The following is a 17,212-nucleotide window of genomic DNA, read 5'->3' as shown; positions in this document are numbered from 1 at the left end:
GGCTCCCTTTCGACCGGCCTCGGAGCAAGGCTGGCCGAACGTGAACCGCCGTACGGCGCTGCGACGGCCCGTCGTCCCCGGGCCCGGCCGCGGCGTAGCGGCGGACGGTTGTCCGACGGCGGCTCAGAAGCTCCACGAGATGGTGCTGTCGAACTCCATGAAGGCGGCGAGGACCAGCAGGTCGGCGACGCCCAGCCCCAGGCCGAGCCATGCGCGGCCGCGACGCTCGGTGCCGCGCCACAGGGCGACACTCGCCAGCACGATGGCGATCGGGCCGAGGAAGACGTTGAGCACGAGCAGCCCGAGCAGGCCGAGGATGAAGGACGCGACGGCCATGCCGTCGGTGTCACGGATACCGGTGCGGCGCGAGGCCGGGGCGGTGAGCTGCATGATGATCGACTCCCGTGTCGGTTCGAAGGTGGCGGACGGTGTCAGTGGGCCTGTGTGTGGCGCCGGCGGCCGCGCTCGCGGACCGCGAAGATGCCGAGCCAGACGGCGATGACGGCGCCCGCGGCGAGGGAGAAGGTGAGCGGCGCGTGGGCCACGGTGCCCAGGACGACACCCAGCAGCAGGAGCGCGGCGACGATGAACAGCATGGGAAACAGCCCCCAGGGTTTCGGTGAACGGTTGTGGTTACAGTTGTTCACTGACTTCCCAGTCTAGCGCTCCTCATGACTTTCCAATTCCAGAGAACAGTTGTTAACTGCATGGTATGAGTCACACCCTCGGCATCCGGCAGGCCCAGAAGCAGAAGACCCGGAAGGCACTCCTGGACGCGGCCCTGGCGCTGCTGGAGGAGCAGAGCCTGAGCAGCCTGGGACTGCGCGAGGTCACCCGCGCCGTCGGAGTCGCCCCGACCGCCTTCTACCGCCACTTCCGCTCCACGGCGGATCTGGGGGTGGCCCTGGTCGAGGAAGCGCTGGGCAGCCTGCACCCGATGATCCGGACGACGGTGTCCGCGACGGGTGACCCCGAGGAACGCGTCGCGCGCGCCATCGACCTGATCGCCCGTCACGTCGACGGGTACCCCGCCCATGTCCGGTTCATCGCCCGTGAACGACATGGCGGAGTCCAGCCGGTCCGGGAGGCGATACGCGAGCAACTGGCCCGTTTCGCCCAGGAGGTCAGGGCCGAGCTGGCCAAGGACCCGGTGTCGCGCGGCTGGAGCGAGGACGACCTGCTGATGCTCGCGCACCTCTACGTCGACCAGATGCTGAGCACGGCGTCGCTGTTCCTGGAGGCCCTGGAGGGGCCGGAGGAGGAGCGCGCCGACCGGACCTCGCACGTCACGCAGCTGGCGACCCGCCAGATGCGGCTGATCGGCCTCGGCCGGCAGCACTGGCTGGATTGACCCCCTCATGCAACGCGCAGGGGCGGCGCGCCCGTTCACCGGACGCACCGCCCCTGCCCTGCACCTACCCCTGCGCCTGACCGCCCCCGGCCCGGTCGCCGCCCGGGCCGCCGCAGCCGCCGCCCTGACCGCCGCCGGGACCACCAGGGCCGCCCCGCCCGCCTCCCGGCGTGCCGCCGGGCATCCCCGAAGGAGCCGCGGACGGCGTACCCGCCGGCTTCGCACCGGCGGAGGGAGCACCCGACGGGGCCCGCGAGGGCGCACCGGAAGGGGCACCGCCCGGAGTGCCCGAAGCCGCCCCCGACGGTGCCTGGCAGGCCTGCCCCTGCCCTGAGCCACCGCCGCCGTCCGAGGACGACGAGGAGCCGCCCGAGCCGCAGGCCACCAGGGCCAGGGGCGAGAGCGCCAGCAGGGCCACGGCGGGGAGGAGACGCACACGCTTCATGAGAGACAGCTCCAGGGAGTCGAAGGAGTCCCGAGGCGAGCACTCAACCAGCGCCGCGTGGGCCTCCCTTGGGACCGGCCTGCGAACCGCCTGTCAGCGAGGCGAAGTTCAGCCCAGCCGGACCCGTGCCAGCTGCCGGGACTGCGCGACCAGCCGGTCCGCGCTGTCCCACACCTCGGCGTCCTCCTCCAGGAAGCCGCCGGCGGGGTTGCGCGTGGTGATCGCCACCCGCAGCGGACCCGGCGCCGGACGGCAGCGCACGTGCACGGTCAGCTCGACCGTGGGGACCCAGCCCTTCAGCCCGATCTCGAAGGCGGTGGGCGGCAGCGCGTCCACCGCGAGCAGCAGGGAGAGCGGGTCGGGGTCACGCCCGTCCTTCAGGCCGAACCAGGCCCGCATCTCGCCCTTGCCGGAGGGCTGCCCGAGGGCCCACCCGAGGGTGGAGGGGTCGAGCTTGAGCATCAGGCGCTCGGTGATCGCCGAGCTGCCGTCCACGGGGGCGGGTCCGTCCTCGGGGCCGAAGCAGTGCTCCATGGGCGGGATCGCGGGGGGCCGGGCCGTCGTGCGGACGTCGTCGGGCAGGGTGTCCAGGTCGCCGTAGGAGGCCAGCACGCGGATGCGTTCCACCTCGCGGCCCTCGTCGTCGTACTGGAAAAGGGAGGCCTGTCCGGTCGACAGGGTGCGGCCGGTGCGGACGACGTCGGTGCGGACGACCGCCGGGCCGGGCTGGGACGCGGTCAGGTAGTGCGCCGAGATGGTGAAGGGGTCGGCGTGCGGCAGGGCGTCCGCGAGGGCGCGGCCCAGGACGGCCAGCAGGTAGCCGCCGTTGACGGCCCTGATGATCGTCCAGCCGGCGGAGAGGTCGATGTCGTAGACGCCGGGCGCGCGGCGGGTGAGCGCGGTGTCGCGGTCGAACTCGCTGTCGCCGATCGTGGCCCGGGCGGCCGGGGCGGTGGCTGCTTCTGGCATGGCTGAAACAGTACAAGATGTTGCTACTAAGCGGTAGCTTTGTGCTCCGGGCAGGCGTGGCTCATACCTTGGTGAGACAGGGGCAACTTCTCGGTAAGTGTCCGACTGGTCCGTAAACCCTCGCACCGGCCCCGCCCTCTGCAGGGGCATGAGCCTCACCGGAACGCCGTTCCTCTGCACCCTGGTCGTGCTGTCCGTCGCCGCCCTCGTCACTCCGCTGGTCCTCTGGTCGCGCATCCGCGGGCCCAGGGCCCTGCGCACCGCGGCCCGGGCGCTGATGCTGCTGTTCGCGCAGGGGACGGCCGTGGCCCTGGTCTTCACGCTGGTCAATAACGCCAACGACCTGTACGACAACTGGGCCGACCTGCTCGGCACCGGCGACCACGTGCAGCAGGCGGCGAATCTGGGCGCCGACGGCACCGGCGGCATCGCGCTCACGAAGCTGCCCAAGGTACGGCAGACCTTCACGCCGGCCACCGGCCCCGGGATGAGCGCGGCCGGCGGGGTGCGGGTGACCCAGCTGCGGGGACGGGTGTCGGGGGTGAACGCCGAGGTCTACGTCTGGCTGCCGCCCCAGTACGCCGAACCGGCCTACCGGCACTACCGGTTCCCGGTCGTCGAGCTGCTGCCCGGCTACCCCGGTTCGGCGAAGGCGTGGTTCGGCTCGCTGCACGCGCACGAGCAGCTGGAGCCGCTGATGCGCGACGGCCGGGTGGCCCCGTTCATCCTCGTCGCGCCCCGCACCAACCTGCTGGCGGGGGTGGACACCGGCTGCGCCGACATCCCGGGCACGGTCGACGCCGACACCTGGCTCAGCGTCGACGTGCCGAAGATGGTCATGGACAACTTCCGCGCCCAGTCCGCCCCGCGCGGCTGGGCCGTCGCCGGCTACTCGGCCGGGGCGCACTGCGCGGCCCGGCTCGCCATCGCCCACCCCGGCCGCTACCGGGCGGCCGTCAGCCTGTCCGGCTACAACGACCCGATCGGCGAGCGCGACTCGCTCACCGCGCAGAGCCCCGCCCTGCGCACCGAGAACAACCCGTACCTGATGCTGCGCAGGTCGCCCGTCCCGCCGCGCGTCGCGCTGTACCTCTCCGGCCAGCCGCACGACGGCTACGAAGCCGCCGTGGCCCTGGAGCAGGCCGCGAAGGCCCCGACGACCGTGCACGTCGTGTACATCCCGAAGAGCGCGGGCGGTCACAACATGGCGCTGTGGCGGCCGCAGGTGGTCCCGGTGTTCCGCTGGCTGACCCAGCAGATGGGCGCCCGGCCCGTCACGGCAGGACGGGCTGCTCCTCCTCGCTCACCGTCGAACGCCGGTGCCACGCCCGCGGAGCTCGCCAGTGGTACCGCATCGCGAGCAGGCGCAGTACGAAGGCGGTGATCACCGCGAGCCCGCTGGTGAGCGGGTTCAGGGCGTCGTAGCGGATGCACAGCGCGGCCAGGGCGGAGCCGACGATGGCCGGGACGGCGTACAGGTCGCGGTCCCAGCGCAGCAGCGAGGGCACCTCGTTGGCGAGCACGTCCCGCAGCACGCCGCCGCCCACGGCGGTGGTCAGGCCCAGACCGGCGGAGGCGGTCAGGCCGAGCCCGTACTCGTACGCCTTGATCGTGCCGGCGACGCAGAACAGGCCGAGGCCGGCCGCGTCGAAGACGTTCACCGCGACCTGGATGCGCTCGACCTGGGGGTGCAGGAAGAAGACGAGGAGGGTGGCGAGGAGCGGGGTGAGGAAGTACCCCAGGTCCGTGAAGGCGGCGGGCGGTACGGCTCCGATGACCAGGTCGCGGAAGAGCCCGCCGCCCAGCGCGGTGACCTCGGCGAGGACGGCCATGCCGAACACGTCGAAGTTCTTGCGCACGGCCAGCAGGGCGCCGGAGATCGCGAAGACGAAGATGCCGATCAGGTCGAGCGTGTGCTGGACGGACGGGCTGAAGAGTTGCTGGAGCACACGGGCATTTTCCCCCACGGGTGAGCCCCCGCCCTGATGTGCGAGGGCGGGGGCTCGTGGTGGGTCACTTCTCCACGGGGGTGGCGCCGTTCCCGGCCGCCTTCTCGGCCGAGGACAGCAGCTTGGTGTCCTGCGGCTGCTGGTCCTCGAAGTTCTCCGGGTGGTGACACGCGACCTGCTGCCCGGCCCGCAGCTCCTTGAGCGGCGGCTCGGTCGTCTTGCAGATCTCCGTCGCCTTCCAGCACCGGGTGTGGAAGCGGCAGCCGCTCGGCGGGGCGATCGGCGAGGGCACGTCGCCCTTGAGCAGGATGCGCTCGCTCTTGACGCCCCGGCGCTTGGGGTCCGGGATCGGCACGGCCGACAGCAGCGCCTTGGAGTACGGGTGCATGGGCGACTTGTACAGCTTGTCGCGGTCGGCCAGCTCGACGATCTTGCCGAGGTACATCACCGCGATGCGGTCGGAGACGTGCCGGACCACCGACAGGTCGTGCGCGATGATCACGTACGTCAGGCCCAGTTCCTCCTGGAGGTCGTCCAGCAGGTTCACCACCTGCGCCTGGATCGACACGTCCAGCGCGGAGACCGGCTCGTCCGCCACGACCAGCTTCGGGTTGAGCGCGAGCGCGCGGGCGATACCGATGCGCTGGCGCTGGCCGCCGGAGAACTCGTGCGGATAGCGGTTGTAGTGCTCGGGGTTGAGGCCGACCACCGACAGCAGCCGCTGGACCTCCTTCTTCACGCCGCCCTCGGGGTCGACGCCCTGGAGCCGGAAGGGGGCGCCGACGATCGTGCCGATGGTGTGGCGGGGGTTCAGCGAGGAGTACGGGTCCTGGAAGATCATCTGCACGTCGCGGCGCATCGGGCGCAGCTCGCCGGTCTTCAGGTGCGTGATGTCCTGGCCCTCGAACTCGACCTTTCCGCCGGTCGGTTCGAGCAGGCGGGTGATCAGCCGGCCCATGGTGGACTTGCCGCAGCCCGACTCACCGACGACGCCGAGCGTCTCGCCCTTGCGCACCTCGAAGTCGATGCCGTCGACGGCACGCACCGCGCCGGTCTGCCGCTGGAGCAGGCCCTTGCGGATCGGGAAGTGCTTCTGAAGGCCGGTCACCTTCAGCAGGACCTCGCCGTCGGCGGTGGTGCCCTTGGTGAGGGTGCTCCCGCTCGTGTCCGGTGTGCTCACCGTTTTGTCGTCGCTCACAGCTTCGGCGCAATCTCTTCGGTCCAGATACGCTCCCGCTGCTCCTGCGTCATGTGGCAGGCGGCCCAGTGCGAGCCGCCGACCTCGGTCAGCTCGGGGCGGACCGTGCGGGTGACGTTGTCCTTCGGGATGTCCGCGTACGGGCAGCGCGGATGGAAGGCGCAGCCGGACGGGAGGTTGATGAGGGAGGGCGGCGCACCCTTGATCGGGATGAGCCGGTCGGTCTCCTCGCGGTCCAGACGCGGCATCGAGCCGAGCAGGCCCCAGGTGTAGGGGTGGCGGGGCTCGGAGAACACGTCCTCGGCGGGGCCGCGCTCCACGCACCGGCCGCCGTACATGACCAGCAGGTCGTCCGCCATCTCGGCGACCACGCCCAGGTCGTGGGTGATCATGATGACCGCGGAGCCGAACTCCTTCTGCAGATCCCGGATCAGGTCGAGGATCTGCGCCTGCACGGTGACGTCCAGCGCGGTGGTCGGCTCGTCGGCGATGAGCAGCTCGGGGTTGTTCACCAGCGACATGGCGATCATGGCGCGCTGGCGCATACCGCCGGAGAACTCGTGCGGGTAGCCGTCGACGCGCTTGGCGGGCTCGGGGATGCCGACGCGGTCGAGCATCTCGATCGCCCGCTGCTTGGCGGCCTTCTTGCTCACGTCGTGGTGGACGCGGTACGCCTCGACGATCTGGTGCCCCACCGAGTAGTAGGGGTGCATCGCCGACAGCGGGTCCTGGAAGATCATGGCCATCTTCCGGCCGCGCAGCCGCCGTACGACGTCGGGGTCGGCCCCGATCAGCTCCTGGCCGTCCAGCCAGACCTCGCCGGAGACCTTGGCGCGCGCCGAGCGGTGCAGGCCCATCACGCCGAGCGAGGTGACCGACTTGCCGGAGCCGGACTCGCCCACGATGCCCAGGGTCTTGCCCTTGCGCACGTCGAAGCTGACGCCGTCGACGGACTTGACCAGGCCGTCGTCGGTGTCGAAGTGGATGCGCAGATCACGGACGGACAGGAACACGTCGTCCGGGACGGACGGGGCGGTGGAGTCCGGTTCGCCGAGCGCGGCTTTGTCGAGCTTGCTCACGAGTACCTCACCCGGGGGTCGATGGCTGCGTACACCAGGTCGACGATCAGATTGCAGAAGACGATGAAGAACGCGGCGACCATGGTCACGCCCATGATGATGGGCAGGTCGTTCGTCTGGATGGACTGGATGGCGTAGGCGCCGATGCCCTGGAGCGAGAAGACGGTCTCGGTGAGCACCGCGGAGCCGATGAGGATGCCGAAGTCCATGCCGAAGATCGTCACGATCGGGGTGAGAGCGGAGCGCAGGCCGTGCTTGGCCACGACCGTGGTCTCCTTCAGACCCTTGGCCCTGGCCGTTCTGATGTAGTCCTCGCTCATCGTCTCCAGCATGCCCGCCCGGGTGAGCCGGGCGTAGAGCGCGGAGAAGAGGAAGGCGAGGCTGACCCAGGGCAGCACCAGGTGCCAGGCCCATTCGGCGGGGTTCTCGGTGAACGGGACGTAGTCGACGCTGTCCCAGATCGGGATCTCGTAGACGAACAGCGCGAGCAGGATCTGGCCGGTGAAGAAGATCGGGAGCGAGACGCCGGCGAGGGCGATGAACATGGCGGCGCGGTCGATCGGCTTGCCCTTGCGCAGCGCCGAGACGACGCCGGTCATGACACCGAAGACCACCCAGATCACCGCGGCACCGACGGCCAGCGAGAGGGAGACGGGGATCCGCTCCAGGAGCTGGGGCCACACCTCGACGTGGTTCTTGAAGGAGTACCCGAAGCAGGGTGCGCTGCAGTGCGTCGCGTCGGGACCGAACCTGTAGTCCGCGCCCGCCACGATGCCCTTGATGAAGTTCCAGTACTGCTCGTAGACGGGCAGATCCAGCCCCAGGTTCTGCTTGATCGCGGCGACGGACTCGGGGTTCGCGTCCTTGCCGACGTACTGGGTGGCCAACTGGTCGGCCGTCTGGCCCCCGAGGCGGGGCACCAGGAAGAAGATGGCGAAAGTGACTGCGCTGACCACCAGCAGCAACAGCACGGCGCCCATGACGCGTCGGAGGATGTACGCAGCCACAGCTGTACGGCCCCGGGTGGCCGCGGCGGGGTCGTCCGCCGCGGCCACCCGGTGCCTTCACCTGCCTTTCGAAAGGATCCGGCCTGCTGAATTACTTCGAGGAGCTCATCAGCAGGTAGTCGTACATGCCGAGGTAGGCCTGCGTGACCGTGACGTTGGTCGCGGACGTCGGCCGGAGCAGCAGGTTCTTGCGGTAGACCAGCGGGACGACCGAGGCGTTGTCGAGCACCATCTTGTCGATGTCGCCCCAGGCCTTGGTGCGGGCGGCGTCGTCGGTGTTGGCGATCCCGTCCGTCAGGGCCTTGTTGATCTTCGGGTCGTCCAGCTCCATCAGGTTGTTGCCGCCGGAGGGCTTGATGGCGGCACCGTTGATGATCTGGTCGAGGAAGCCGTAGCCGGTCGGCCAGTCGGCGCCCCACGCCATCGAGAGCATGCCGAGCTTGTTGTCGTGGACGTAGCTCGGGACACCGGCGAAGTTGGAGAAGTACTTGCCGGAGGGGAACTGCTTGATCTCGACGTTGATGCCGATCTTCTTCAGCGACGCCTGGGTGGCGGTCGCCGCGGCGACCTCGGCGGGGCGGTCGGAGCGGGCGGTCAGGATGGTGTTGAAGCCGTTCGGCTTGCCGCACGCCTTCAGCGCCGCCTTGGCCTTGGCCACGTCACCCTTGTGACCGTCGGTCGCGTAGGTGTCGAACTTGGTGTAGCCGTTCACCGACGGCGGCAGCAGCGTGGTAGCCACGTCGCCCTTCGGGGAACCGCCCATGGCGTCGAGCACCGACTGCTTGTCGAGGCCCCACTGCACGGCCTTGCGGCAGTCGGCGTTGTCGAACGGCTTCACGTTCACGTTGAGCGCGATGTACTGCGTGGCGCCCGCGTAGGAGCTGTCGGTCTGGTCGGCGAGCTTGCCGCGCAGCACCCTCGGCTGGGTCTGCGGCTGCACACCCGTGCCGGCCGCGTCAGCCGTGATCTTGTCGGAGATCAGGTTGTTGTCGACCGTGACCGGGTTGACCTTGAACTTGATCGTGATCTTGTCCGGCAGGGCCTTGCGGACCGGGTCCGTCTTGGCGTCCCACTGCGGGTTGCGCACGAGGGTCGCGCCGCGGCCCTCCTCGTAGGACTCGAACTGGTACGGGCCGGAGGACTGGATGGCCTGGACGTACTTCGCACCGGTGTCCTTCGCCTTCGGCACGGGGGCCGTCTGCGAGAACGTCGCCAGGTAGTCGAAGTCGGCGAACGGCTGCTTCAGCTTGAAGACGATCGTCCGGTCGTCCGGCGTCTCGATGGACTTGATGCCCTCGGCGGACTTGTCCTTGTACGGGCCCTTGTACTTGTCGCCGCCCTCAAGGTACGCCTTGAAGTAGGTCGGGCCGTTGGACAGCGCCTCGGGCGCGAAGTTGGAGCGCTCGATGGCGTACTTCACGTCCTTGGACGTCACCGGGGTGCCGTCCTGGAACTTCACACCCGCACGCAGCTTGTACGTCCAGGTCTTGGCGTCCGGGCTGGACTTGCCGAGCCCTTCGGCGAGGTCCGGCACGACCTCCAGGCCCTCTTTGCCCGCCGCCGGCTTGAACGTGGTGAGCGTCCGGCCGTAGAGGCGGGAGAAGTTCTGGACCCAGCCGTAGTACGTGTTGCCCGGGTCGAGGGAGTCCGGCACGTCCGAGTGCTCGTACGTGACCGTCCCTCCCTTCTTGTCCGACGCGTTGACGATCGAGTTCAGCGCGGCGTCCTTCTTGCCGTTGCCTCCCCCGTCGTTGTCGTCACCTCCGCCGCCGCACGCGGCAGCACCCAGCGACAGTGCCAGGACCGACGCAACGCCGGCGGTCACCCTTCTCGTCTTCACCTGAGGAAGCTCCCTCATTCGATGGATCACTTGCTGCGAGGGTCGAGGGCGTCACGCAGCCCGTCACCCAGCAGGTTGAAGGCCAGGACGGTGATGAAGATCGCCAGTCCGGGCACGAACATGTACTGCGGATCAGCCGTGTAGAGATCCACAGCGTTGCTGAGCATGCCGCCCCAGGAGGCCTGTGGCGGAGCGATACCGACGCCGAGGAAGCTCAGCGCGGCCTCGAACAGGATGTTCGTCGGGATGATCAGCGTCGCGTAGACGAGGATCGGTGCGACGAGGTTCGGGAGGAGCTCCCGGAACAGGACGTACGGGCCGCGTGCCCCGAGGCTCGTGGCGGCCTCGATGAACTCCCGCTTGCGCAGGGTCATCGTCTGGGCTCGCACGATGCGGCCGATGTACGGCCAGCTGAAGAAGCCGATCACGAAGATCAGCACGCAGATGCGCAGCGGCAGGCCTTCGAGGCCGAAGAACCCGTCCTGCACGGCGGCGGAGATCGAGATGGCGAACAGCAGCAGGGGGAAGGCCAGGAAGGTGTCCATCAGCCTGCTGATGACGCTGTCGATCCAGCCGCCGTAGTAGCCGGCGACGACACCGAGCACGGTGCCGATGCACACGGACAGCAGGGTGGCGCCGCCCGCGACCAGCAGGGAGACCCAGGAGCCGTCGATGATGCGGGCGAGCATGTCCCGGCCGTACTGGGGGTCCACGCCGAGCGGGTGGTCCCAACTCATCCCTCCCCAGCCGCCCTTGGGGGCGAGCAGCGCGGGGTCGATGAGGTCCTGGTTGAACTTGTTGGGATCGAGGTTGAAGATCCACTGGATCGGCTTGGAGAACACCGCCATCAGCGTGAGCAGGATGACGACGACGCCTCCCGCCATCGCCACCTTGTCCCGCTTGAAGCGCATCCAGGCGATCTGGGTGAGCGAACGCCCTTCGATCTGGCTCTTCTTGACCCCGGAGAGCACGGCCTCGGGCTGTGCTCCGGCTTCCGCCCCGGTGGTCTCGATCGGTGCGGTCACGGTGCGATTGACCCCTCTCGGGCCGGCGATCGCCGAGCCCCTGGCTGCCGCTGTAGCGGTTTTGTTTGTCTCGTACACGAGACCGACCCGGCCCGTGTCTTGCGGGGAGTCTTCAACGCTTTGGCGATCTGTTGCCAGACTTGGCGGTGAAAGGATGCGCAAACGTGATGCTGTCTGCGAGGTTCCGTTATCCGGACAGCGGGTAACAGGGGTCGGACGCGTGAGGACAGGGGCATTTTAGGACACAAATGCACATGTCGCCCCTATCTACGCGCGGAGAGCTGAGCGGTTGTCGCGTTCGAAGGGTGGCGAGAGAGGGGGCGCGAGGGGCGACTTCCAGCCGGTCAGTACCGGCCTTGGGCCGGAGGGTATCCGTAGCCCGAGGCCGGGGCCTGGACGGGGGCGGTGGCGTGGGCCTCGCGGTCGTAGAAGGGGCGCGCCTTCGCGCGCAGCCACATGGCGACCGGGTCGTGCTCGTCGGACATGGCGACGGTCGACACGGGGAGCCCGTCCGGCACGGCGCCCAGGGACTGCTGCATCATCGCGCGCACGGAGTCCACGGCCGGCGGCGAGGTGTCGTACACGTCCAGTCCGATGGCGAGGTACGGCGCGCCGAGCGCGGGCTGCACCCAGGCGCGGCGCAGCGAGCGGACGGCCGGCGTGCGGTGGGCGTTCTGCGCGAGCAGGGCGTAGAACTGCGGGATCTCGATGGCGGGTTCGGACAGTCTCAGGGGACCTGCGGGCTGGCGGTCCAGACCCGTGGCGATCCGCCGGAGGTCGAGCCAGGGGATGCCGACGCCGCCGCCGGGGGCGTGCGGGTTGAGCCAGAGGCCGTGGTGGTCGGGGTAGAGCGCGCGGGCGACGTCGACCCCGTCGACCACCTCGTAGGACCGGTTCCAGCCGCTGGCCGAGAGCTCCTGGGCGGAGGTCACGCAGGGGGCGTAACCGTGACCGTCGACGTCCATGTTTCCGTACTGGGCGTCCGGGGAGCCGGCCTGGCCGTGCCACAGGAGCATCCAGATCTGGCCGGTGTGCGGGGTCGCGAGCGCGCGCAGGAGAGCCTCGTAGGCGTCGTAACGCCCGGGCGTGACCTGGCGCAGCATGTGCTCGACCTGTCCGGCCGCGGCCGTGCCGCTCGCGCTCACCTTTACCGCCCCTTCGTACAACGCCTCGACGGTGCCCTAGCTTAAGCCCGCAGGGGCGCCCGTGGATTATGCCGTCGGGCGGGTGCGGGTCGTGTGTGGTTGATCGCGCCCACGCGGCGGAGCCGCATGACGTACAGCCTCGCGCCCCCGGGCCGGCTGCCCTACCGCTGGTAGAAGGGCCGGACCCGCTCCCGCATCCAAGCTCCCACCGGGTCCTCCGCCACGTCCAGGAGGACGAGGTTGACCGGCCAGGGGGCCGGGACGGCGCTGACGGCACGGGTGAGGGCGTCCAGCGGGAGGGCGCGCAGGTCGCCTTCCCACTGGGAGAGTTCGACGCCGACGAACATCACGGGGTCGGCGGTCTCGATCGCAGCGAGACAGCGGCGGGCCGTGACGACGACACCGATCGCCTCGAACTCGGCGGAGGCGGCGGCGAGGAAGTCCACCGGATCCTCCTGCCAGTCGGGCTCGAAGAGGCGGACCCGGCCGCCGCTCGCGGGACCGTCCAGCGGGGTGCGGCCGGCCCGGCACAGCTCGGCCACCGCGGGCGGCGGAAGCGGGATGCCGACCACGCCGCCCGGATTGACGGCGATGCCCGCGTGCGGGGGCAGGCCGCGGGCGAACTCCACGGCGGGAGCGATGGTGTACGACATGTGGGAGCCGACCACCTGGCGGAACTGTTCCTCTGAGCTGAACACCGGCACGAACGCCTGGCCGTCGATCTCGATGCCGGGCAGGTCGAGGGGGCCGCTGTGCGGGCCGCCGCCGCTGGGCAGCGGAATCCACACGAAGCTGCGGCCGAGCACCTCGACGATCCGCCCGCCGGCCGCCGGGCCGGCGCCGAGGGAGGCCGAGAGCACCTCCTCCAGCTCGTTGCCGGGCCAACCGCCGTGCGGGTGGGTCTGCGTCTGCGCCGGGAAGTCCGCGGAGAAGCCCGCCGGGATGTCCATCTGCCTACCGCCTGCCTGGAACCACTGCTGTGGCACAAAGGCTAACGGCTGCCGGACGCGGGGCGGCAGGGCTGTGGATGACGGGGCGCGGCGGGGAGGTCGGGCGGATGCGGACGCCGGTCCCTGCGGCCGCCACCCCGCCACCTGCCCCCTGCCCCCGTCCCTCGCCCCACGTCCCTCAGCCCGTGAAGCCGATTCTGTGGAGGGCGTTCGCCGCGTCGCGGTCGGCGAGGACTGCTGAGCCGCAGCCGGAGGGGAGGTCGCCGCGTTCCACCGCGCGCAGGAGGCGGGTGCTGGCCGCCCTGTGGCGCAGGAACGCGTAGCGCGAGACGCCGCGGCCCCGGTCGCGCTGGCCGGCCAGGGCCTGGTCGGGGGTGACGTCGAGGAGGAGCAGGTGCAGGGTGCCGCCCCGGCGGCGGGCCTCGCGGGCGAGCCAGCGGCGGACCCAGGCCTGCGTGCCGCAGTCGTGCACGACGACGCCCTCCCCGGTGCGCAGGGCGCGGCGCAGCCCGGCGTAGTGGGCGAGGCGGACGAACGGGCGGTAGAGCGCGTACGGCAGGACGCGCGGCATGCGGCGGGCCCAGCGGTCACGGGTGTCCTGGGAGTCGACGCGCCGGCCCGGCACGGTGCGCCGCATCAGCGTGGACTTGCCGCTGCCGGGCAGGCCCGTGACCACGACGAGGTCGCGGGGGCCGAACAGCAGCGCGTGCGGGCTGCGGCCGTCGCGGTCGCGCAGATCGCGGACGACCGGTGCCGGCGCCGGGGCGCGGACCGCCCCGGCCGGAGCGGCCGGCTGATCGGGCAGCGCGATGCCCGTCGTCGCGTACGCGGTGGTCCTGTTCACCGTGATCGTCCTCCCCTGGGGCCAGGTACGGAGTCCCATCCCCGCCGAGTGTAAAGAGAAGGTAATGCCGCAGGCCTCTCATTTACGTTCTTGTCCTGCAACAGGGCTGCTACAGGTCGCCGTGTCCGGCGGGCGGGACTCGTGCACTCCCTGGGAAAGGTCCCCCTGCCGCGCCGGAAGGATGCGTGCAATGATGTGCGCGCCAACTGCATACCGGCCGTTTGAATCCGCGCGGGAGAGTTCCCAGCAGCAGCTGTCGCTGGGGCGCCGAAGGAGCAAGTCCCTCCCTTGAATCTCTCAGGCCCCGTTACCGCGCGGGCGAGGCACATCTGAAAAGCGGGCCCTCCCCTGCCCCGGCAGGCCGGCTCCACCCAAGGTGCAAGCCATGGACCAGCGCGGTCATGGCGAACCTCTCAGGTTCCGATGACAGATGGGGAGGAACGACCTCGCCCGTCATTGCCCTGGGAGACGACCGACCGTGAGCAGTACAGGAGAACTCCGTCACACCGCGCTCGATGCCCTGCATCGTTCGCTCGGCGCGACGATGACCGACTTCGCCGGCTGGGACATGCCCCTGCGCTACGGCTCCGAGCGCGACGAGCACACCGCCGTGCGCACGAAGGCCGGCCTCTTCGACCTCTCCCACATGGGCGAGATCACCGTCACCGGCCCGCAGGCCGCCGCCCTGCTCGACTTCGCCCTGGTGGGCAACATCGGCGGTGTGAAGCCGGGCCGGGCCCGCTACACCATGATCTGCCGGGCCGACGGCGGCATCCTGGACGACCTGATCGTCTACCGCCTCGGTGAGACCGAGTACATGGTCGTCGCGAACGCCTCCAACGCCCAGGTCGTCCTCGACGCGCTGACCGAGCGCGCCGCCGGCTTCGACGCCGAGGTCCGCGACGACCGGGACGCCTACGCGCTGATCGCCGTCCAGGGACCGGAGTCGCCCGGGATCCTGAAGTCCCTGACCGACGCCGACCTCGACGGCCTGAAGTACTACGCCGGGCTGCCCGGCACCGTCGCGGGCGTCCCGGCCCTGATCGCCCGGACCGGCTACACCGGCGAGGACGGCTTCGAGCTGTTCGTGAAGCCCGAGCACGCCGTCGAGCTGTGGCAGGGCCTGACCAAGGCCGGCGAGGGCGTCGGCCTGGTCCCGTGCGGGCTGTCCTGCCGCGACACGCTGCGCCTGGAAGCGGGCATGCCGCTGTACGGGCACGAGCTGTCGACCTCCCTCACCCCCTTCGACGCCGGTCTCGGCCGGGTGGTGAAGTTCGAGAAGGAGGGCGACTTCGTGGGGCGCGAGGCCCTGCGCGAGGCCGCCGCCCGGGCCGAGCAGAACCCGCCGCGCGTGCTGGTCGGGCTCGTCGCCGAGGGCCGCCGCGTCCCGCGCGCCGGGTACGCGGTCGTCGCCGGCGGCGAGGTGATCGGCGAGGTCACCTCCGGCGCCCCCTCCCCCACCCTCGGCAAGCCGATCGCGATGGCGTACGTCGACGCCGCGCACGCCGCTCCCGGCTCGACCGGCGTGGGCGTGGACATCCGGGGCAGTCACGAGCCGTACGAGGTCGTGGCGCTGCCGTTCTACAAGCGCCAGAAGTAGACACTGGCCGGAGGGCCGCGGCAGCGCCTCGTGCCCGTCGTCCCAGCTCACCAGCAGTCCCCCCTTCCACAGCACTCCCGCGCGTACAGGAGAATCCAGGCCATGAGCAACCCCAATGAGCTGCGCTACAGCAAGGAGCACGAGTGGCTGTCGGCCGCCGAGGACGGCGTCTCGACGGTCGGCATCACGGAGCACGCGGCCAACGCGCTCGGCGATGTCGTGTTCGTCCAGCTTCCCGAGGTCGGTGACTCCGTGTCCGCCGGCGAGACCTGCGGCGAGCTGGAGTCGACCAAGTCGGTGTCCGACCTGTACTCCCCGGTCTCCGGTGAGGTCACCGAGGTCAACGAGGACGTCGTGAACGACCCGTCGCTGGTGAACTCGGCCCCCTTCGAGGGCGGCTGGCTGTTCAAGGTGCGGATCACGGACGAGCCGGGCGACCTGCTCTCCGCCGACGAGTACACCGCGTTCTCCGCGGGCTGAGGGAGTCGTATGTCCGTCCTGAACACACCCCTGCACGAGCTCGACCCGGCGGTCGCCGCGGCGGTCGACGCCGAGCTGCACCGCCAGCAGTCCACGCTGGAGATGATCGCCTCGGAGAACTTCGCTCCGGTCGCGGTCATGGAGGCGCAGGGCTCGGTCCTCACCAACAAGTACGCCGAGGGCTACCCGGGCCGCCGCTACTACGGCGGCTGCGAGCACGTCGACGTGGTCGAGCAGATCGCGATCGACCGCGTCAAGGAGCTGTTCGGCGCCGAGCACGCCAACGTCCAGCCGCACTCGGGCGCCCAGGCCAACGCGGCCGCGATGTTCGCGCTGCTCAAGCCGGGCGACACCATCATGGGCCTGAACCTCGCGCACGGCGGGCACCTGACCCACGGCATGAAGATCAACTTCTCCGGCAAGCTCTACGACGTCGTCGCCTACCACGTGGGCGAGGACGGCCGGGTCGACATGGCCGAGGTGGAGCGGCTGGCCAAGGAGTCCCGCCCGAAGCTGATCGTCGCCGGCTGGTCGGCGTACCCGCGGCAGCTGGACTTCGCGGAGTTCCGCCGGATCGCCGACGAGGTCGGCGCGTACCTGATGGTCGACATGGCCCACTTCGCCGGTCTTGTCGCGGCCGGGCTGCACCCCAACCCGGTGCCGCACGCCCACGTGGTCACCACCACGACCCACAAGACCCTCGGCGGCCCGCGCGGCGGTGTGATCCTCTCCACGGCCGAACTGGCCAAGAAGATCAACTCCGCCGTCTTCCCCGGTCAGCAGGGCGGCCCGCTGGAGCATGTGATCGCCGCCAAGGCGGTCGCCTTCAAGGTCGCCGCCTCGGAGGACTTCAAGGAGCGCCAGCGCCGTACGCTGGAGGGTGCCCGCATCCTGGCCGAGCGTCTGGTGAAGGACGACGTCCGGGCCGTGGGCGTGGACGTCCTGTCCGGCGGCACGGACGTGCACCTGGTCCTGGTCGACCTGCGCCACTCGGAGCTCGACGGCCAGCAGGCCGAGGACCGGCTCCACGAGGTGGGCATCACCGTCAACCGGAACGCGATCCCGAACGACCCGCGTCCGCCGATGGTGACGTCCGGTCTGCGCATCGGCACGCCGGCCCTGGCGACCCGGGGCTTCGGCACCGAGGACTTCGCGGAGGTCGCGGACGTCATCGCCGAGGCGCTGAAGCCGTCGTACGACGTCGAGGCCCTCAAGGCCCGGGTGAAGGCCCTGGCCGGCAAGCACCCGCTGTACCCGGGTCTGAACAAGTAACGAAGAAACCTTTCGGGTGCCGCGTCCGTCACAAGCGGTCGCGGCACCCACCCCCTCT

Annotated in this window: 18 protein-coding genes and 2 riboswitches; of the genes, 5 read left to right on the top strand and 13 right to left on the bottom strand. The window is 70.3% G+C overall.

Going from position 1 to position 17,212, the window contains the following annotated elements; all coding sequences use genetic code 11:
* Positions 1 to 123: 123 nt before the first annotated feature.
* Together HNR57_RS29120 and HNR57_RS29115 are read right to left on the bottom strand one after the other, a co-directional pair.
* Positions 124 to 390, bottom strand: coding sequence for a DUF4190 domain-containing protein (locus tag HNR57_RS29120; protein ID WP_184564568.1), 267 nt, complete (start codon positions 388 to 390; stop codon positions 124 to 126).
* A gap of 41 nt (positions 391 to 431) precedes the next feature.
* Positions 432 to 596, bottom strand: coding sequence for a hypothetical protein (locus tag HNR57_RS29115; RefSeq protein ID WP_107308391.1), 165 nt, complete (start codon positions 594 to 596; stop codon positions 432 to 434).
* Between the two features lie 116 nt (positions 597 to 712).
* On the opposite strand from HNR57_RS29115, the gene HNR57_RS29110 reads away from it, so the two are divergent.
* Complete coding sequence (locus HNR57_RS29110) at positions 713 to 1,351, top strand: TetR family transcriptional regulator (protein WP_184564566.1); 639 nt, start codon at positions 713 to 715, stop codon at positions 1,349 to 1,351.
* A 64-nt stretch (positions 1,352 to 1,415) separates the two neighbouring features.
* On the opposite strand, the gene HNR57_RS29105 is transcribed toward HNR57_RS29110, so the two are convergent.
* Together HNR57_RS29105 and HNR57_RS29100 are read right to left on the bottom strand one after the other, a co-directional pair.
* On the bottom strand, positions 1,416 to 1,796 hold the full coding sequence (locus HNR57_RS29105; RefSeq protein WP_184564564.1) for a hypothetical protein: 381 nt from the start codon (positions 1,794 to 1,796) through the stop codon (positions 1,416 to 1,418).
* Between the two features lie 108 nt (positions 1,797 to 1,904).
* Positions 1,905 to 2,765 (bottom strand): thioesterase family protein, encoded by an 861-nt coding sequence (locus HNR57_RS29100; protein ID WP_184564562.1) that lies wholly within the window; start codon positions 2,763 to 2,765, stop codon positions 1,905 to 1,907.
* 148 nt (positions 2,766 to 2,913) lie between these two features.
* On the opposite strand from HNR57_RS29100, the gene HNR57_RS29095 reads away from it, so the two are divergent.
* Positions 2,914 to 4,149, top strand: coding sequence for an alpha/beta hydrolase (locus tag HNR57_RS29095; RefSeq protein WP_184564560.1), 1,236 nt, complete (start codon positions 2,914 to 2,916; stop codon positions 4,147 to 4,149).
* Here HNR57_RS29095 and HNR57_RS29090 read toward each other — a convergent pair.
* From HNR57_RS29090 to HNR57_RS29050, 9 genes are all read right to left on the bottom strand, one after another.
* On the bottom strand, positions 4,040 to 4,714 hold the full coding sequence (locus HNR57_RS29090) for a trimeric intracellular cation channel family protein (RefSeq protein ID WP_184564558.1): 675 nt from the start codon (positions 4,712 to 4,714) through the stop codon (positions 4,040 to 4,042). The genes HNR57_RS29095 and HNR57_RS29090 overlap by 110 nt on opposite strands.
* Before the next feature lie 64 nt (positions 4,715 to 4,778).
* The gene (locus HNR57_RS29085; RefSeq protein WP_184564556.1) at positions 4,779 to 5,912 is read right to left on the bottom strand and encodes an ABC transporter ATP-binding protein; all 1,134 of its coding nucleotides are present in this window, start codon (positions 5,910 to 5,912) and stop codon (positions 4,779 to 4,781) included.
* A complete protein-coding gene (locus tag HNR57_RS29080; protein ID WP_033313297.1) occupies positions 5,909 to 6,991 on the bottom strand; it encodes an ABC transporter ATP-binding protein in 1,083 nt (360 codons plus the stop codon). Before HNR57_RS29080 ends, HNR57_RS29085 begins: the two co-directional genes overlap by 4 nt.
* Positions 6,988 to 7,998, bottom strand: coding sequence for an ABC transporter permease (locus HNR57_RS29075; RefSeq protein WP_184564554.1), 1,011 nt, complete (start codon positions 7,996 to 7,998; stop codon positions 6,988 to 6,990). Before HNR57_RS29075 ends, HNR57_RS29080 begins: the two co-directional genes overlap by 4 nt.
* A 91-nt stretch (positions 7,999 to 8,089) precedes the next feature.
* Complete coding sequence (locus HNR57_RS29070) at positions 8,090 to 9,838, bottom strand: ABC transporter substrate-binding protein (RefSeq protein ID WP_446696906.1); 1,749 nt, start codon at positions 9,836 to 9,838, stop codon at positions 8,090 to 8,092.
* Between the two features lie 26 nt (positions 9,839 to 9,864).
* Positions 9,865 to 10,863, bottom strand: coding sequence for an ABC transporter permease (locus tag HNR57_RS29065; RefSeq protein WP_161365988.1), 999 nt, complete (start codon positions 10,861 to 10,863; stop codon positions 9,865 to 9,867).
* A gap of 344 nt (positions 10,864 to 11,207) precedes the next feature.
* Positions 11,208 to 12,008 carry an enhanced serine sensitivity protein SseB C-terminal domain-containing protein gene (locus HNR57_RS29060; RefSeq protein WP_184564550.1) on the bottom strand — a complete coding sequence of 267 codons (801 nt, stop codon included), beginning with the start codon at positions 12,006 to 12,008 and terminating at the stop codon, positions 11,208 to 11,210.
* Positions 12,009 to 12,169: 161 nt separating this feature from the next.
* Positions 12,170 to 12,958, bottom strand: a complete 789-nt coding sequence (locus HNR57_RS29055) for an enhanced serine sensitivity protein SseB (protein WP_184564548.1) — start codon at positions 12,956 to 12,958, stop codon at positions 12,170 to 12,172.
* Between the two features lie 178 nt (positions 12,959 to 13,136).
* Positions 13,137 to 13,802: an AAA family ATPase gene (locus tag HNR57_RS29050; RefSeq protein ID WP_184564546.1), complete on the bottom strand. Its 666-nt coding sequence runs from the start codon at positions 13,800 to 13,802 to the stop codon at positions 13,137 to 13,139.
* Between the two features lie 222 nt (positions 13,803 to 14,024).
* Positions 14,025 to 14,125: riboswitch (glycine riboswitch) on the top strand.
* A riboswitch (glycine riboswitch) is annotated at positions 14,126 to 14,242 on the top strand.
* Positions 14,243 to 14,280: 38 nt separating this feature from the next.
* Between HNR57_RS29050 and gcvT the strand changes: the two genes are divergently transcribed.
* The 3 genes from gcvT (at position 14,281) to glyA (ending at position 17,154) form a co-directional block, all read left to right on the top strand.
* Positions 14,281 to 15,402, top strand: coding sequence for a glycine cleavage system aminomethyltransferase GcvT (gcvT, locus tag HNR57_RS29045; protein ID WP_184564544.1), 1,122 nt, complete (start codon positions 14,281 to 14,283; stop codon positions 15,400 to 15,402).
* Positions 15,403 to 15,504: 102 nt separating this feature from the next.
* Positions 15,505 to 15,882, top strand: coding sequence for a glycine cleavage system protein GcvH (gene gcvH / locus HNR57_RS29040; RefSeq protein ID WP_184564542.1), 378 nt, complete (start codon positions 15,505 to 15,507; stop codon positions 15,880 to 15,882).
* A gap of 9 nt (positions 15,883 to 15,891) precedes the next feature.
* A complete protein-coding gene (glyA, locus tag HNR57_RS29035) occupies positions 15,892 to 17,154 on the top strand; it encodes a serine hydroxymethyltransferase (RefSeq protein ID WP_184564540.1) in 1,263 nt (420 codons plus the stop codon).
* Positions 17,155 to 17,212 lie beyond the last annotated feature (58 nt).

The sequence above is a fragment of the Streptomyces paradoxus genome (assembly GCF_014202475.1).
GTDB classification, from domain to species: domain Bacteria; phylum Actinomycetota; class Actinomycetes; order Streptomycetales; family Streptomycetaceae; genus Streptomyces; species Streptomyces paradoxus.
The sequence above is the reverse complement of the archived record's forward strand: the minus strand, read 5'-3'. Positions and strand labels throughout refer to the sequence as shown.

Bases quoted from the DNA above. Each gene is read 5' to 3' on its own strand.
- HNR57_RS29055 (WP_184564548.1), bottom strand. From the start codon at position 12,958: ATGGACATCCCGGCGGGCTTCTCCGCGGACTTCCCGGCGCAGACGCAG.
- HNR57_RS29120 (WP_184564568.1), bottom strand. From the start codon at position 390: ATGCAGCTCACCGCCCCGGCCTCGCGCCGCACCGGTATCCGTGACACC.
- glyA (WP_184564540.1), top strand. From the start codon at position 15,892: ATGTCCGTCCTGAACACACCCCTGCACGAGCTCGACCCGGCGGTCGCC.
- HNR57_RS29105 (WP_184564564.1), bottom strand. From the start codon at position 1,796: ATGAAGCGTGTGCGTCTCCTCCCCGCCGTGGCCCTGCTGGCGCTCTCG.
- gcvH (WP_184564542.1), top strand. From the start codon at position 15,505: ATGAGCAACCCCAATGAGCTGCGCTACAGCAAGGAGCACGAGTGGCTG.
- HNR57_RS29115 (WP_107308391.1), bottom strand. From the start codon at position 596: ATGCTGTTCATCGTCGCCGCGCTCCTGCTGCTGGGTGTCGTCCTGGGC.
- HNR57_RS29095 (WP_184564560.1), top strand. From the start codon at position 2,914: ATGAGCCTCACCGGAACGCCGTTCCTCTGCACCCTGGTCGTGCTGTCC.
- HNR57_RS29110 (WP_184564566.1), top strand. From the start codon at position 713: ATGAGTCACACCCTCGGCATCCGGCAGGCCCAGAAGCAGAAGACCCGG.
- HNR57_RS29100 (WP_184564562.1), bottom strand. From the start codon at position 2,765: ATGCCAGAAGCAGCCACCGCCCCGGCCGCCCGGGCCACGATCGGCGAC.